At 66.6% G+C, this 13,924-nt stretch carries 15 protein-coding genes and 1 riboswitch; of the genes, 4 read left to right on the top strand and 11 right to left on the bottom strand.

The genetic code is table 11. The features are described 5' to 3' along the window. Nucleotides 1-57: 57 nt before the first annotated feature. Nucleotides 58-1,119 (bottom strand): Fe(3+) ABC transporter substrate-binding protein, encoded by a 1,062-nt coding sequence (locus Q331_RS0104695; RefSeq protein WP_051630577.1) that lies wholly within the window; start codon nucleotides 1,117-1,119, stop codon nucleotides 58-60. A gap of 250 nt (nucleotides 1,120-1,369) precedes the next feature. Here Q331_RS0104695 and Q331_RS0104690 point away from each other — a divergent pair, with 250 nt between their 5' ends. Continuing rightward, on the top strand, nucleotides 1,370-1,819 hold the full coding sequence (locus Q331_RS0104690) for a hypothetical protein (protein ID WP_026379722.1): 450 nt from the start codon (nucleotides 1,370-1,372) through the stop codon (nucleotides 1,817-1,819). 81 nt (nucleotides 1,820-1,900) lie between these two features. On the opposite strand, the gene Q331_RS20000 is transcribed toward Q331_RS0104690, so the two are convergent. From Q331_RS20000 to Q331_RS0104665, 5 genes are read right to left on the bottom strand one after another with little or no spacing between them, the layout of a single operon-like run. Further along, on the bottom strand, nucleotides 1,901-2,599 hold the full coding sequence (locus tag Q331_RS20000; protein ID WP_051630575.1) for an energy-coupling factor ABC transporter ATP-binding protein: 699 nt from the start codon (nucleotides 2,597-2,599) through the stop codon (nucleotides 1,901-1,903). Between the two features lie 17 nt (nucleotides 2,600-2,616). Then, nucleotides 2,617-3,405, bottom strand: coding sequence for a cobalt ECF transporter T component CbiQ (cbiQ, locus tag Q331_RS0104680; protein WP_026379721.1), 789 nt, complete (start codon nucleotides 3,403-3,405; stop codon nucleotides 2,617-2,619). 3 nt (nucleotides 3,406-3,408) lie between these two features. Beyond that, the gene (locus Q331_RS0104675; RefSeq protein ID WP_026379720.1) at nucleotides 3,409-4,029 is read right to left on the bottom strand and encodes a hypothetical protein; all 621 of its coding nucleotides are present in this window, start codon (nucleotides 4,027-4,029) and stop codon (nucleotides 3,409-3,411) included. Then, nucleotides 4,026-4,658: a cobalt transporter CbiM gene (gene cbiM / locus Q331_RS0104670; RefSeq protein WP_026379719.1), complete on the bottom strand. Its 633-nt coding sequence runs from the start codon at nucleotides 4,656-4,658 to the stop codon at nucleotides 4,026-4,028. The genes Q331_RS0104675 and cbiM overlap by 4 nt, the downstream gene beginning before the upstream one ends. A gap of 24 nt (nucleotides 4,659-4,682) precedes the next feature. Next, complete coding sequence (locus Q331_RS0104665) at nucleotides 4,683-5,480, bottom strand: DUF4198 domain-containing protein (RefSeq protein WP_026379718.1); 798 nt, start codon at nucleotides 5,478-5,480, stop codon at nucleotides 4,683-4,685. Between the two features lie 159 nt (nucleotides 5,481-5,639). Continuing rightward, a riboswitch (cobalamin riboswitch) is annotated at nucleotides 5,640-5,854 on the bottom strand. A 161-nt stretch (nucleotides 5,855-6,015) separates the two neighbouring features. Here Q331_RS0104665 and Q331_RS0104660 point away from each other — a divergent pair. Beyond that, nucleotides 6,016-7,227 carry an aminotransferase gene (locus Q331_RS0104660; protein WP_026379717.1) on the top strand — a complete coding sequence of 404 codons (1,212 nt, stop codon included), beginning with the start codon at nucleotides 6,016-6,018 and terminating at the stop codon, nucleotides 7,225-7,227. A gap of 32 nt (nucleotides 7,228-7,259) precedes the next feature. Here the strand turns inward: Q331_RS0104660 and Q331_RS22880 are convergent, their stop codons facing one another. Further along, nucleotides 7,260-7,640, bottom strand: coding sequence for a PRC-barrel domain-containing protein (locus tag Q331_RS22880; RefSeq protein WP_051630573.1), 381 nt, complete (start codon nucleotides 7,638-7,640; stop codon nucleotides 7,260-7,262). A 255-nt stretch (nucleotides 7,641-7,895) separates the two neighbouring features. Between Q331_RS22880 and glpK the strand changes: the two genes are divergently transcribed. Beyond that, on the top strand, nucleotides 7,896-9,386 hold the full coding sequence (glpK, locus tag Q331_RS0104650; protein WP_026379716.1) for a glycerol kinase GlpK: 1,491 nt from the start codon (nucleotides 7,896-7,898) through the stop codon (nucleotides 9,384-9,386). A gap of 3 nt (nucleotides 9,387-9,389) precedes the next feature. Here glpK and Q331_RS0104645 read toward each other — a convergent pair whose 3' ends face one another. The 3 genes from Q331_RS0104645 to ugpB form a co-directional block, all read right to left on the bottom strand. Continuing rightward, complete coding sequence (locus tag Q331_RS0104645) at nucleotides 9,390-10,271, bottom strand: ABC transporter permease subunit (protein WP_026379715.1); 882 nt, start codon at nucleotides 10,269-10,271, stop codon at nucleotides 9,390-9,392. Between the two features lie 4 nt (nucleotides 10,272-10,275). After that, the gene (ugpA, locus tag Q331_RS0104640) at nucleotides 10,276-11,169 is read right to left on the bottom strand and encodes a sn-glycerol-3-phosphate ABC transporter permease UgpA (RefSeq protein WP_051630571.1); all 894 of its coding nucleotides are present in this window, start codon (nucleotides 11,167-11,169) and stop codon (nucleotides 10,276-10,278) included. Nucleotides 11,170-11,243: 74 nt separating this feature from the next. Next, the gene (ugpB, locus tag Q331_RS0104635; RefSeq protein WP_026379713.1) at nucleotides 11,244-12,554 is read right to left on the bottom strand and encodes a sn-glycerol-3-phosphate ABC transporter substrate-binding protein UgpB; all 1,311 of its coding nucleotides are present in this window, start codon (nucleotides 12,552-12,554) and stop codon (nucleotides 11,244-11,246) included. A gap of 144 nt (nucleotides 12,555-12,698) precedes the next feature. On the opposite strand from ugpB, the gene Q331_RS19990 reads away from it, so the two are divergent. Further along, nucleotides 12,699-13,577 (top strand): LysR substrate-binding domain-containing protein, encoded by an 879-nt coding sequence (locus Q331_RS19990; protein WP_051630569.1) that lies wholly within the window; start codon nucleotides 12,699-12,701, stop codon nucleotides 13,575-13,577. Nucleotides 13,578-13,589: 12 nt separating this feature from the next. Here the strand turns inward: Q331_RS19990 and Q331_RS0104625 are convergent. Further along, nucleotides 13,590-13,924, bottom strand: a 335-nt coding sequence (locus Q331_RS0104625; protein WP_026379712.1) for an IS630 family transposase, incomplete at its 5' end; no start/stop codon positions are given.

Here is a 13,924-nt window from a genome sequence, read left to right as displayed (position 1 = left end):
AACGCGAAAAGGCCCGGCAGCGCGTGCCGGGCCTTGGCGTTCAGAGAGCCTGGTTGCTCACGAGCTCGGTCCCTCGTCGAAGCCGACCTTGTCGACCAGTTCGGAAGCCGTCTTGCGGTATTCGGCGATCTTGGAAAGCGGCAGCTCGTCGGGATTGATCTCGCCCCAGGAGCCGACGAGATCGGAAGCCGGCACGCCTTCCTTCACCGGATATTCGAAGTTCTTCTCCGCATAGAGGGCCTGCGCTTCCTCGGAAGCGGCGAACTGCATGAACTTCAGAGCGTTTTGCGGATGCGGGGCGTTCTTCGCCATGGCCATGCCGGAGATGTTCACATGCGCGCCGCGGTCGGCGTTGTTGGGGAAGAGCACCTTGATGGCCTCGGCCCACTGCTTCTGCTCCGGCTCCTTCTCGTTCGTGGCCATGACGCCGACATAGTAGGTGTTGCCGATGGCGAGGTCGCATTCGCCGGAGAAGATCGCCTTGGCCTGGGCGCGGTCGTTGCCGTCGGGGCGCCGGGCGAGGTTGTTCTTCAGCCCACGCAGCCATTCCTCCGTCGCCTCCTCGCCGTGATGGGCGATCATGGAGGCGATGAGGCCGATATTGTAATCGTGCTGGCCGGAGCGAATGCAGATCCGTCCCTTCCATTTCGGATCGGCGAGCTCCTCGTAGGTGATCTCGTCCTGCTCCACCCGGTCCTTGGAGGCGAAAACGACGCGGCTGCGCGTCGTCAGGCCGAACCAGTTTCCGTCCGGGTCGCGGTATTGCTGCGGGATGGCGTCCTGAAGCGCCTCGTCTTCCACCTGTTGCGTGATGCCGACATCCTCCGCGCGCTGCAGCCGGCCGATATCGACGGTCATGATGACGTCGGCGGGCGAGTTGGCGCCCTCCGCCTGGATACGCTCCTCAAGCCCCTTCGACAGGAACACCGTGTTGACCTTGATGCCGGTCTGCTTCTCGAAGGCCTCGGTGATCGGCGCGATCAGCTCCGGCTGGCGATAGGAATAGATGTTGACCTCGCCGGCCTCTTGCGCGGCGGCGGGGGGTAGGGAGAGAGCGCCGAGCGCGCCGGCGAGAAGGAATGCACGCAAGGCGCGATTCCGGCGGAACGGGACATGCATAAAAAGCCTCCAATTGAAAGGGTTCAAAGCCCCAACATCAAAGGGCAAACGCTGTGTCAGCCCGCGCAGACTATAAATTGTCGAAGATCAGAGTCAACAATTCGGAGCGGAAGAATTGCAATGAAATCAATAATTTAGAAGCGTTCCAAACTGAGCCGCGCGCGACGAACGGGCGCAGGACGGCGCATGGACCACCCGATGAGACGACACATATGGAGGGCGGAATATGACCTCGTTAGGAGAACCCGTCATGCGCACCCGCCTTCTCGCCCTTGCCCTCGCCCTTTCGGCGGCTTTCGCCGTTTCCGCCGGTCCGGCCATGGCGCAGGACAAGCCCTCCCTCGTCACCGTGTTGACGTCGGCGGAGCCGCAGACCCAGTTGATGGCGATGATCCTCACCATGCAGGCCGCCCAGCAGGGCTCCGAGACACATATCCTGCTCTGCGGTCCGGCGGGCGACATTGCCCTCAAGAGCCCGCCTTCCACGGCGCTGGAGCTGCAGAAGCCGCGCGGCATGAGCCCGCAGGGGCTGATGAAGACGATCATGGACAAGACCGGCACCAAGGTGGAGGTCTGCGCCCTCTATCTGCCGAACAAGGGCGTCGGGCCGGAGGCGCTGATCGAGGGCGTGAGCGCGGCCGAGCCCGGCCCGATGGCGGGCGAGCTTCTGGCCGACAACACCCGCATCTTGAGTTTCTAGGAATGCGTTGAGCTTCTAGGAGCCGGCCAGGGCCTGCCATCGGCTCTGCGGGCGCCGCGCGGTCCGGGTTCGTTGTGTCGCCTATGCGGCGGGCGCGGCCGGCGAGCGCCCGGCCACGCAGCGCGGCGGCCTTTCGGTAAGCCGGCCTTCCACCAGCATCAGCGTGCGCGTGGCGATGTCGTTGCGGAAGCCATGGTCGTGCGAGACGAGGATCATCGCCTGCGGCAGCGACAAGAGGATCTCCGTCAGCCTGACCTTGTTGTCGATATCGAGCGCGTTGGTCGGCTCGTCGAGAAGGAGGACGTCCGGCTCCATCGCGAGCACGGCGGCGAGCGTGACGAGCCGCTTCTCTCCGCCGGAGAGCTTGTGGGTGATGCGGTCCCGGTAAGCGGCGAGATCCAGCCGCGCAAGCACCTCCTCCACGATGGCCATCGCCTCCTGCCGGCTCTTGCCGAGATTGAGCGGCCCGAAGGCGACGTCTTCCGCGACGGTGGGACAGAAGAGCTGGTCGTCCGGGTCCTGGAAGACGAGGCCGGCGCGCCGGCGCACCTCGTAGAAATCCTTCTCCTCGGCCCGCTCCGCGCCGAAGGCGACGACGCGCCCGCGGCTTGGGCGCAACAGCCCGACGAGGATATGCAGGAGCGTCGACTTGCCGGCGCCGTTATGGCCGCCGATGCTGAGCCGCTCGCCGGCAGAAAGCGTCAAATCGAGGCCGCACAGAACCGGCGCCCCGCCCGGATAGGCGAAATGGATGTCTTGCAGCGAGATCAGCTCAGACATCGTCGGGGCCCCGCCGGTCACGCCGGGGAGACGGTTTGCGCGGCGATCAGCGAGGCCAGGAAGGCGAGGAGGCCGATCGCGAAGACCGCGTCGCGCCGGCAGAAGGCAAGCTCGTCCAGAAGCGGCAGGCGGCCGGTGAAGCCACGGCATTTCATTGCCGCCAGAATGCGTTCGGAGCGCTCGATCGCCCGCACCAGCATCATGCCGACGAGATAGCCGAGCGAGCGAAAGGTATGGAGGTTGGTGCCGGCGCGGAAGCCGCGCGCCTTCATCGCCTGGCGCAGGCGCAGATACTCCCCTCGCAGGACGTCGACGTAACGCACGGTGAACATGAGGAGATGGACGAGGCCTTCCGGCGCCCTCAGCCGGCTGAGCGCATGGCCGAGCGTCACCGGCTCCATGGAGCCGACGAGCGCCATCAAGGCGAGAATGATGGCGTTGGCCTTCAGCGCGATTTCCAGCGCCTGCCACAGCCCCTGCCAGGTCGCGGCGAACCCGAAGACGGTGAAGATCGGATCGCCCGGCACGGTGAAGGGCAGCATCGCGATGAGGAAGATGATGAAGGTGTCCATCGTCGCCATGCGCTTCAGCGTCGGAAGGGCCGGCAGGCGGGCCGTCAGCATCATCAAGAGCGCCGCGCCAAGGCCAATGCCAAGAAGCGCCATATCGTGCAGCGCGACGATGACCACGGCGAAGAGGACGGCGGCAAGGATGCGGCTGCGCGGATCGACGCCCTGAAGCAGCGTGCGGCGTGCCGCCCCGGTATCGCGCAGCGCCCGCCGCTCGGCCGAAACGAAATGGCCCATCCTTCAGGCCGCCTTCATCTTGCGGCGCGCGGCGAGATAGAAGCCGAGGCCGAAGAGGCCGAAAATGTAGCCAATGCCGCCGAGGATCGACTGCAGGTCGTGCTTCTCCTTGTAAGCGTCGATGTCGCGCCTGAGCGGGATCACCTGCTTCTGCACGGCCTCTGCGATGAGCCGCCGCTGCTCTTCCATCAGCGCATCAAGATCGATCTGCGGCGCCGGAACGCTTGCCGGCGCCGGCGATGCTGAAGGGGGCCCGCTCCCGCCATTCGCCTCGGCGGAAACCGTTGCGGCCGGCGAACCGGCGATTTCCGGCAGCTCCTCGGCCGCCATCTGCACCTCCGCCACATGGCCGGCGCCGAGATTGGCGCGGAAGACATGCGTGACCGCTTTTTCCGGAGCGTAGGTGAAGAAGCCGTCCGCGTCGGTCCTTGTCTCGCCGAGCTTGTTGCCGGCCTCGTCGAAGACCTCCACCAGGATGTCGGATGCCATGTCGCCGCTGGTAAAGCCGATCTCGCCTTCGATCACCGCACCGGAGACGAAGAGGGAGGCGATAACCTTATGGGCGGCCGCCGGCGAGACCGGCAGCAGCATAAGGGCGAGGAGAGCAAGCCGCAGATATTTCATGAAGGGGCTCCCTTCGATAGCGCCGCGGCGAAGGTGACGAAGAGCTCCGGCTTGACACGCCGCACAAGCGCCACGGCGGCGCCTGCGACCAGCGCCTCGATCGCCATCACCGGGATGTGGGCGAAAAAGACGAGCTTGGCGGCCGGCACGAACTCCTCGCCCGAAAGCGCCAGCGAGATGGCGACGAAGCCGGTGGTCAGCGCGATGGCGAGCCCGCCGCCGGCGGCGCCCCAGACCGCCGCCACGGCGGGCGAGGACGAGGCGATCCCGCGCCGGCACAGATAGAAGACGATGACCGCCGGCAAGGCGATGTTGACGGTGTTGACCCCGAGCACGGTGAGCCCGCCGAAACCGAAGAACACGGCCTGGAGCAAAAGCCCGACGAAGAGCGCCGGGAAGGCGGCCCAGCCGAGCACCAGCCCGGCCAGGCCGTTCATGATGAGATGCACGCTGGAAGGGCCGATCGGCACATGGATGAGCGAGGCGACGAAGAAGGCCGCGCTAAGGACGCCCGCCGCCGGCATCTTCTCCGCCGGCAGGCTTTTCAGGCCGAGACCGATTCCGGCGGCGGCGAGCGCCGCCCCTCCGATCAACACTTCGGGCGCGAGCGCCCCGTCGACGATATGCATTGGCCCCTCCCGCCCATGCGGTGGCTAGTTGACGTCGTAGGCGCGCACCCAGATGACCGCGTCCTGCGACAATTCCTTGCCCTCGTGCTCCTTGGCCGGTCCGGTGCCGAGTGCGGCGAAGCCCCAGAAGCCGGCCTTGGGAATGCCGAAGGTGAAGACGCCGTCCTCGTCGCTGACGGCGACGATGGCGCCGCCGGGCATCGGCGAGGCCTTGGGCTCGCCCGGCCGGTTCTCCTCCATCACCGGCTCGGCGGCCATGTACTCCACCTCGATCTCGGCGCCGGCGACGGGCTTGCCATCGGCAAGGACGCGTCCGGTGAAGGTGGAGCCGGAGAGGACGTTGGTCGGCTTGTTGAGCGGCACGATTTCCGTGGCGAGGCCCTGCGGCTCGGCCCAGTCGGTCGGCAGCTGGCCGCGATTGAGATAGGCCTTGGTGATCTGCTGGATGAAGATGTCCTCGCTCTCCTCGTAATAGGGGGCGGGAACGAGGGTGAGGACGTAGTCGCCCGAGCGCTTGGCGGTGAGCATGGCCTCGAAGGCGGCCGCCTCGTTGTCGGCGCCGGTGAAGGTGATGGGCTTCAGACTGGCCTTGAGGTCGATCCTCTCGCCGCGATGCACGGCGAAGAACTCTTCCGGCTCGCCCATATCCATCACGTGGCCGTTCTCCATCGGATGCCAGAAGAGGAGCTTCAGCGGCACCTCGCCGGGCCGCTCCAAATTCACTTCGGGCGTATAGATGAGCTGGAAATGCGCCATGGCGGCCGAAGGCGCCAGGCTGAGGGCGGCGGCAAGGCCGAAGGCGGCAAGTGAAGTGCGTTGCATATCGTGTCGTCTCTCCAGATACCGGCGCGGTCGTTGCGCGCCGGGTTGCGGAAAGGACGATCGGGGTTCGGCGAGGAGAGGGCGTCGGTGGCAATTCCGGCGCCGTTTCCACCGCCAGACGCGCACCCCGGCGTCCGTTGCGGTGCGGCACCGGTTGCCCGGCGTCGCGCGTCAGCGGCAGGTCTCCTGGCTCGCGGGTCGCAGCTAGGCTTCGTCTTCCCGGCGCTTCAATGCGCCAGTGACATCAAGAAGCCCGCTCTCCGCTCACAGTTGCGGGGGCAGCCACGGTTTCGGTCCCTGATGGGTACGCCTCACCGTGTTCCCTTTTCATCCCGGGCGCTTGGCGTCCGAGAACCGATGACGCGCCCTTCGTGCCGTGAGGAGGAGCGAAATGTCAATCCTGCCGAAAGGCGCGGGCGCGGCTGTCCAACTGCCCTATCGCTTTGCGCGCCGCCACCGCTCCGATATTCTCCGCCTTCCGCGGCGGGAGAGCCAGGCAGGCGCGCCGCCGCCAGAGGACAGGCGAGGTGACACGATGGTCAATTCCGTCTTCGGCTCGGTCGGCACGACCATCTTTGAGACGATGTCGCGGCTAGCGGCCGAGGCCGGCGCCATCAATCTCGGCCAGGGTTTTCCCGAGGCGCTGGAGCCGGAAGAGGTGGTGGAGGCGGCTGTGGCGGCGCTGCGCGAGGGCCCGCACCAATATCCGCCGATGCCCGGCCTGCCGGCGCTGCGCCAGGCGGTGGCCGAAAATGCCGGCCGCTTCCTCGGCGTGAAGGTCGATTGGGAAAAGGAGGTGCTCGTCACCTCCGGCGCCACGGAGGCGCTCGCCGATTGCTTCCTCGGTCTCCTGGAGCCGGGCGACGAGGTGCTCGTCTTCGAGCCGGCCTATGACAGCTACATCCCGATCATCCGCCGCGCCGGCGCCGTGCCGGTGCCGATCCGCGTGACGCCGCCACACTGGCGCCTGCCTTTTGAGGAAATCGAGGCGGCGATCGGCGAGAGGACGCGCGCCTTCGTTGTCAACACGCCGTGGAACCCCATCGGGCGCATCCTCAGCGAGGAGGAACTGGGCTTTCTTGGCGAGAAGATGCTGAAGCACGACCTCATCGCCATCTGCGACGAGGTCTACGAGCATCTGACCTTCGATAACCGCCCGCACCGCACGCTCTTTGCCGTGCCGGAGCTGCGCGAGCGGGTGGTGCGCATCGGTTCGGCCGGCAAGACCTTCTCCGTCACCGGCTGGAAGGTCGGCTACGTCACCGCCGATGCGCGGCTGCTTCAGCCGATCGCCCGCGCCCATCAATACGTGACCTTTACCACGCCGCCGGCGCTGCAGGCGGCCGTCGCCTTCGGCCTCAATCTGCCGGCGAGCTATTTCGACGGGCTGCGGTCGGAGCTTCAGAAAAGGCGCGATATCCTCGTCGGCGGCCTGAGGCAGGCTGGGTTCAAGGTGCCGGAGGTGGAGGCGGCCTATTTCGCCATCGCCGATATAGGCGCCGATATAGGCGCCGATATCGGTGCGGAGCGGAGCGCGTCAGGGCCCGGCGACGCCGAGCTCTGCCGCCGGCTCACCTTCGAGGCGGGCGTCACCGCCGTGCCGCTTTCCGCCTTCTACGGCGCCGCCGATATGCGCTCGCATATCCGCTTCTGCTTCGCCAAGCGGGAAGAGACGCTGCATGAAGCGGTGGAGAGGCTGGCCGCCTGGCGCGCGGGCGAGAAGCAGGAACGGCGGGCGGCCGGCTGAGCCGGCCGCTTCTGGCAAGAAAGGGGCCTGACTCAGCGCTTCGACCACTCGTCGAGCGCCTCGATCTCCTCTGCCGTCATCGCTACGACGAGCTTGCCGTTGACGATGCGGGCATTGTCGAGCGGGATGATGACGACATGCTCGCCCATGCCGAGGAAGCCCCCGACCTCGGCGGCGACCGCCATGGAGGTGCCGTCGGAAGAGCCGAGCACGTCCTCCACCTCGCCGATCTTCTCGCCGTCGCTGCCGACGATATCCATGTCGTCGATATCGTCGACGGTATAGCGCGGCGGATCGACGGGGATGTCGACCACCATGTCGTCGTCCTCGATCTCGGCCCAGGCGCCCTGGGCATGGGCGGCGGTGCCGGCCAGAAGAAGGGCGGCGCAGGCGGTCGCGAAATACTTAGTCATCTTAGTATTACCTCCAATTTTCGTCGTGTTGAACGGCGTGCGTCAGCAGGCGAACGGCCGAGGCGGGGATTTGGTTCACGGCGGGAAGCTGGCGGGGCCGGGCGCCGGGCGCAGAAGTGGGCAGCCGCCGGCCGGTGCCGAGACCCCGCGCGCCGAGGCCTTGCTGGCGCGCGGGCGGGCCCGTAAGACGCCTTTGTCGGGGCATGTCCCAAGGGACGGCGCGGGCCGAAAAGCGAAAAGAAGGGGAGGCGCGCCATGAGCGGCTTTGTGCTGGCCATCGATCAGGGAACGACGTCGACCCGGGCGATCGTCTTCGATGCCCGTCAGCATGTCGTCGGGGTCGGCCAGCTGGAATTCCCGCAGCATTTCCCGCGCTCCGGCTGGGTGGAGCACGATCCTGAGGATATCTGGCGCACCACGGTCGCCGTCGTTCGCCAGGCTCTGGCGGAGGCGAACCTGCCTGCCGCCGACCTTGCCGGTATCGGCATCACCAACCAGCGCGAGACGGCGATCGTCTGGGACCGTAAGACGGGCAAGCCCATCCACAACGCCATCGTCTGGCAGGACCGGCGTACCGCCCGCATCTGCGAGCGGCTCGTCGCAGAGGGCAACGCGCCGATGGTGGCGCAAAAGACGGGGCTTCTCATCGACAGCTATTTCTCCGCCACCAAGATCGCCTGGCTGCTGGACAACGTGGAGGGCGCGCGTGCCCGCGCCGAGGCGGGCGAGCTTGCCTTCGGCACCGTCGATACCTGGCTCATCCATAAGCTGACGGGCGGGCGCCGGCATGTGAGCGACGCCACCAACGCGGCGCGCACGCTGCTCTTCGACATAGGCCGCCACGATTGGGACGAGGAGCTCTTGCGGCTCTTCCGCGTGCCGCGTGCGATGCTGCCGGAAGTGCTCGACTGCGCCGCGGAGTTCGGGGAGACCGATCCGGGCATCTTCGGCGTCGCCATCCCCATCCGAGGCGCTGCCGGCGACCAGCAGGCGGCGACGCTCGGCCAGGCTTGTTTTGAACCGGGAATGGTGAAATCCACCTACGGCACGGGCTGCTTCGCCGTCCTCAATACCGGCGCCGAATTCGTGCCCTCGCAGAACCGGCTCCTGACCACCATCGCCTATCGCCTCGACGGCAAGACCACCTTCGCTTTGGAAGGCTCCATCTTCGTTGCCGGCGCCGCCGTGCAATGGCTGCGCGACGAGATGCGCCTCATTGCCCGCGCCGAAGAATCGGGCGAGCTGGCAGCGCGCGCCGACGCCGCGCAGGAGGTTTATCTGGTGCCGGCCTTCACCGGCCTCGGCGCGCCCTGGTGGGACCCGGATGCGCGCGGGGCGATGTTCGGGCTCACGCGCGCCACCGGGCCGGAGGAATTCGCCATGGCGGCGCTGGAATCGGTGTGCTTCCAGACCGTCGACCTCGTTGAGGCGATGCATCGCGACTGGGCGCCGGCCTCCGGCACGGTGCTGCGCGTGGACGGCGGCATGGTGGCGAGCGACTTCACCATGCAGCGCCTCGCCGACCTTCTCGATGCGCCCGTCGACCGGCCGATGGTGCTGGAGACGACGGCGCTGGGAGCCGCCTGGCTCGCCGGAAGGCAGGCCGGCGCCTGGCCGGGCGAGGCGGCGTTCGCCGAGGCCTGGCGCCGCGAGCGGCGCTTTGAGCCGCAGCTTGAGGCGGGCCTGCGCGAGAGGAAGCTCGCCGGCTGGCGCCATGCGGTTCAACGGACCCTTAGCCCAAGCTGAACGCTACTTTTCCTGCTCGATGAGGCCGCGCACGAACCAGCGCTGCAAGACGATGACGACGGCGATGGGCGGCAGCATGGCGAGCAGGGTCGTCGCCATGGTGAGGTTCCATTGCGTGTCGGCATTGTCGGTCGGCAGGGTGCGAGCGACACCGATGACCACCGTCGTCATGTCGGCGCGGGTGGTGACCAGCAGCGGCCACAGATACTGGTTCCAGCCATAGATGAAGAGGATGACGAAAAGCGCCGCGATGGAGGTCGTCGACATCGGCAGAAGAATGTCGCGGAAGAAGCGCAGCGGCCCCGCCCCGTCCACCTTGGCCGCCTCGCACAGCGCGTCCGGCACGACGAGGAAGAACTGACGGAAGAGGAAGGTCGCCGTGGCGGAGGCGATCAAGGGCAGGGTGAGGCCGGCATAGGTGTCGATGAGCGACAGGTTGAGGCTGAGTTCGATGCCGGTCAGCGCCGCGATGGCGGCGAGCGGGCTGGTGACGTTGGCCACCACCTCGTAGGTCGGCACGATGCGCACCTCCACCGGCAGCATCAGCGTGACGAAGATCGCCCAGAAGGCGAGCATGCGGAAGCGGAAGCGGAAATAGGTGACGGCGAAGGCCGACATCAGCGAGATGACGAGCTTGCCGGCGGTGATGCCGAGCGCCATGACCGTGGAATTGAAGAGCTGGCGCTGCAGATCCTCCTTGCCCCAGGCGGCCAGCATGTTGTCGACGAGGTGGCCGGCCGGCAGGGTGAACAGGCTGAGCCGCTCCGCATCGTCGGGCTGGGAGGCGATGACGAGGGCGTAATAGATCGGCACGAAGATGACGAGAAGCCCGGCGGCCAGCACCAGCCAGCAGACGAGCTTGAAGCCGTAGGCGCGCTCAATCATCGTCTCAACCGTAATTCACGCGCCGCTCCACGAAGCGGAATTGCACTACCGTCAGGGCGATGACGAGCCCCATCAGGACGAGCGACTGCGCCGCCGAGGAGCCGTAATCCTGCGCCTGGAAGCCGTCCTTGTAGACCTTGTAGACGAGGATGCGCGTCGCCCCGCCCGGCCCGCCCTCGGTGATGGCGTCGACGATGCCGAACGTGTCGAAGAAGGCGTAGATGAGGTTCATGACGAGAAGGAAGAAGGTGGTCGGGGTCAGCAGTGGCAGGACGACGTCGCGCAGCCGGCGAAGCGGCCCGGCGCCGTCGATCATCGCCGCTTCCAGGAGGGCTTTCGGGATGGCCTGCAGGCCGGCGAGGAAGAAGACGAAATTATACGAGACCTGCTTCCAGGCGGCGGCGCCGACGATGAGCGCCATGGCATCGCCGCCATCGAGCAGCGGGTTCCAGTCGATATGGAGATCGCGCAGCGCCAGCGCCAAGACGCCGAAGGCGGGATGGAAGAGGAACAGCCACAGCATGCCGGCGATCGCCGGCGCCACGGCATAGGGCCAGATGACCAGCGAGCGCAGCACCATGGAGCTGCGCAGCACCTGATCGGCGGCGATGGCGAGCGCCAGGGCAAGAAGCATCGACAAGGCGGTGGTGGCCGCCGCGAAGACGAAGGTGACGCGCACCGAATCCCAATATTCCGGCGAGGCAAAGAGCGCGGCGAAATTGTCGAGCCCGACAAAGAGCATGCGGGAAAGAAACGGGTCGGTCAGAAAGAAGGCCTGAAAGATGCCCTCGCCGGCCGGCCAGAAGAAGACGACGACAAGCACCAGAAGCTGCGGGGCAAGCAGCAACCAAGGCAGTATCCCGCCCTTGAAATAGGCTGCCTTTTCCCGGCTGGCCATGCGAGAGATCTCCGCGTTGCGTGCGAGGCGGCCCGCCGCCCGAAAGCCGGCGGCGGGCCTTGGCGGGAAGGGCTTTATTCGCCGATCGTCTTGGCGAAGCGGGCGAGGATCGGATTGCCGCGCCGCACCATGTCGTCGGTGGCCTCCTGGGCCGTCTTCTTCATCGACCAGATATTCTCAAGCTCCTCGTCGATGATCTCGTCGACCTGGACGAGATAGCCAAGGCGGATGCCGCGGCTATTGTCGCTCGGCGCGCGCAGAAGCTGCTTGATGGCCAGCTCCTGATGCGGGAAGGCCTCGTAATAGCCTTCGCTCTTGGCCAGTTCGTAGGCATCGACGGTGATCGGCACGTAGCCGGAATTCTGGTGCCAATCGAACTGCTTCTGCGCGCTGGAAAGGAACGCGAAGAAGGCGGCCGCGCCATCGTAGACGGGCTTGTCGAGGCCCTTCATGACGAAGAGCCCGCCGCCGCCGATGAAGGTGTTGCGCGGCTCGTCATTGCCTTCCTCGACCGGCAGAACGGAGGCGCCGAAGGTGAAGTCGGCATTGTCGGCGATGCCGCCGTAGCCGGCGGAGCTTTCCAGGAGGATGGCGCAGCGCTCGGCGTAAAACGCCTCGTGGGCGCCGGTCCACTGGCGGCCCTGATATTCGAACAGGCCCTCCTCGGCCCAGCGCTGCAGGCGGTCCAGATGGTCCACGACGCCGGTCTCGTTGAAGATGAGCTGAGCGTCCGGCCCGTCCATGCCGTTGCTCTTGGTGGCGAAGGGCAGGTCTTCGATGAAGCTGTAATTCTTCACCAGCACCCAGGTCTGCCAGGCGGAGGTGACCGGGCAGGCATAGCCGGCATCCTTCAATTTGCGCGCCGCGCCCTCAAGCTCGTCCCAGGTCTTGGGCGGCTCTGAGATGCCGGCCTTGTCGAAGGCGTCGGCGTTGTACCACATCAGCGGCGTGGAGGTGTTGAAGGGCATGGCCATCTGCTTGCCCTCGAACTGGTACATGGCCGCCACCGGCTGAAGGAAGCGCGACCAGTCGACCTCGTGGCCGGCCTCCGCCATCACCTCGTCGACGGGGCGGATGGCGTCGGAGAAGATCACCGTCGGCGCGCCCGGAGCGTGGATCTGGGTGATGGCCGGCTGCTTGCCGGCGCGATAGGCGGCGATGGTGGCGTTGATGGTGTCGTCGTAGGTGCCCTTATAGGTCAGCACGACCTTGTAATCGTCCTGGCTGGCGTTGAATTCCTCCGCATAGCGCGTCAGCACCTTGCCGAGTTTGATGTCCGGCGAGAAGGCGTGCCAGAACGGCACCTCCGTCGCGGCGATGGCCGATGTCGACGTCAGCGAGACGAGGACGCCGGCGGCGAGAATTTCCTTATAGCGCAGCGGCATGACCTACCCCTGTTTGAGCCTCGATCGCGGACCGCGAAAGGCGGCCCGCGGCTGCCGTTGTCGGGCCGCGAAAATAGGGGCTAGTTAAGTTGAGTGACGCCGATATGAATTTTACTTATGAGAAATGTGTCGGGGGGCTATCTCATGAACTTCCAGCAGGCGCGCGCCTTCCATGCCGTGGTGCAGGCCGGCAGCTTTTCGCGGGCGGCGCGGCGGCTCGGCCTCAGCCAGCCGGCGGTGACCGTGCAGGTGAAGTCGCTGGAGGCGGCGCTCGGCACGCCGCTCTTTCTGCGCGCGCGGGGCGGTGCCGGCATCGAGCTGACGCCGGCGGGCCGGCGCCTGCTTGCGCCCGTGCGGCAGCTTCTCGGCCTTGTTGAGGAGATCGAGCATCAGGTCGCCGAGACGCGCGAGCTGAAGCGTGGCGTCCTGAAGGTTGGCATCTCCACGCCCTTCACCATTCTGGCGCTGATGAAGCGCTTCGCCGAACTCTATCCCGGCATCGACGTGAAGCTTTCCGTGGGCAATACGGGCGAGCTGATGAGGGAGCTGGAAGAGGGCCATGTCGACGTCATCGTCGCCTCCCAGCTTGCCCCGCCCGCCCACCTTTGCAACCGCTCCCTCGGCCGCCAGAGCCTGGCGCTCATCGCGCCTCGCACGCATCCGCTCGCCCGGCGGTCGGCGCTTCGCCTGAAAGAAGTATCGGAGCTGCCGCTGCTTCTTCGCGAGGAAGGCTCGGTGACCCGTGCCGTCCTCCTGAAGGGCCTGGAGCGGGCGGGGCTGGCCGTGAGCGTGGCGGCTGAGCTCGGCAGCCGGGAGATGATCAAGGAAGCGGCCGCCGCCGGGCTCGGCCTCGGCGTCGTGCTGGAGGGCGAGATTGGCCGCGACGAGCGCCTGGCGGTCCTGCGCATTGCCGATGGCGGCGATCTCGGCGCCGAAGCGTTTCTCACCTGCCGGCCCGAGCTTGCCGATCTCGGCGCCGTCGGCGCGCTTTTCACTCTCAGCCGCGAACTGGCGCCGGTCTAGAGCAGCTTCGACTTAATCCGGGTCATACCCGGCGGCCTTGAAATAGTGGCGGCATTCCTCGGCGGTGAAGGCTGGCAGGCAATCGGCAACGACGGACCAGAGTTCGTCGACGGTTCTGGCGGCGGCCTTTCTGAGCAGGGCCTTGAGCTTGGAGAAGGCCATCTCGATGGGGTTGAAGTCGGGCGAGTATGGCGGGAGGAACAGAAGCCGCGCACCGGCCTTCTCGATCGCCTCGCGCACGCCGCTGATCTTGTGGACCGGCAGATTGTCCATGACCACGACATCACCGGGGCGAAGCTCGGGTGCGAGAACCTGCTCGGCATAGGCCAGGAACGCCGGACCGTTCA

The organism is Afifella pfennigii DSM 17143, assembly GCF_000688515.1.
Classification (GTDB): Bacteria; Pseudomonadota; Alphaproteobacteria; order Rhizobiales; family Afifellaceae; genus Afifella; species Afifella pfennigii.
This window is presented reverse-complemented; position numbering and strand designations above follow the sequence as displayed.

Excerpts from the sequence above, each read along its gene's own strand:
- glpK (WP_026379716.1), top strand. The coding sequence starts at position 7,896 with ATGAGCGGCTTTGTGCTGGCCATCGATCAGGGAACGACGTCGACCCGG.
- Q331_RS0104695 (WP_051630577.1), bottom strand. The coding sequence starts at position 1,119 with ATGCATGTCCCGTTCCGCCGGAATCGCGCCTTGCGTGCATTCCTTCTC.
- Q331_RS20000 (WP_051630575.1), bottom strand. The coding sequence starts at position 2,599 with ATGTCTGAGCTGATCTCGCTGCAAGACATCCATTTCGCCTATCCGGGC.
- Q331_RS0104690 (WP_026379722.1), top strand. The coding sequence starts at position 1,370 with ATGCGCACCCGCCTTCTCGCCCTTGCCCTCGCCCTTTCGGCGGCTTTC.
- Q331_RS0104665 (WP_026379718.1), bottom strand. The coding sequence starts at position 5,480 with ATGCAACGCACTTCACTTGCCGCCTTCGGCCTTGCCGCCGCCCTCAGC.
- ugpA (WP_051630571.1), bottom strand. The coding sequence starts at position 11,169 with ATGGCCAGCCGGGAAAAGGCAGCCTATTTCAAGGGCGGGATACTGCCT.
- cbiM (WP_026379719.1), bottom strand. The coding sequence starts at position 4,658 with ATGCATATCGTCGACGGGGCGCTCGCGCCCGAAGTGTTGATCGGAGGG.
- cbiQ (WP_026379721.1), bottom strand. The coding sequence starts at position 3,405 with ATGGGCCATTTCGTTTCGGCCGAGCGGCGGGCGCTGCGCGATACCGGG.
- Q331_RS0104675 (WP_026379720.1), bottom strand. The coding sequence starts at position 4,029 with ATGAAATATCTGCGGCTTGCTCTCCTCGCCCTTATGCTGCTGCCGGTC.
- Q331_RS0104660 (WP_026379717.1), top strand. The coding sequence starts at position 6,016 with ATGGTCAATTCCGTCTTCGGCTCGGTCGGCACGACCATCTTTGAGACG.
- Q331_RS19990 (WP_051630569.1), top strand. The coding sequence starts at position 12,699 with ATGAACTTCCAGCAGGCGCGCGCCTTCCATGCCGTGGTGCAGGCCGGC.
- Q331_RS22880 (WP_051630573.1), bottom strand. The coding sequence starts at position 7,640 with ATGACTAAGTATTTCGCGACCGCCTGCGCCGCCCTTCTTCTGGCCGGC.
- ugpB (WP_026379713.1), bottom strand. The coding sequence starts at position 12,554 with ATGCCGCTGCGCTATAAGGAAATTCTCGCCGCCGGCGTCCTCGTCTCG.
- Q331_RS0104645 (WP_026379715.1), bottom strand. The coding sequence starts at position 10,271 with ATGATTGAGCGCGCCTACGGCTTCAAGCTCGTCTGCTGGCTGGTGCTG.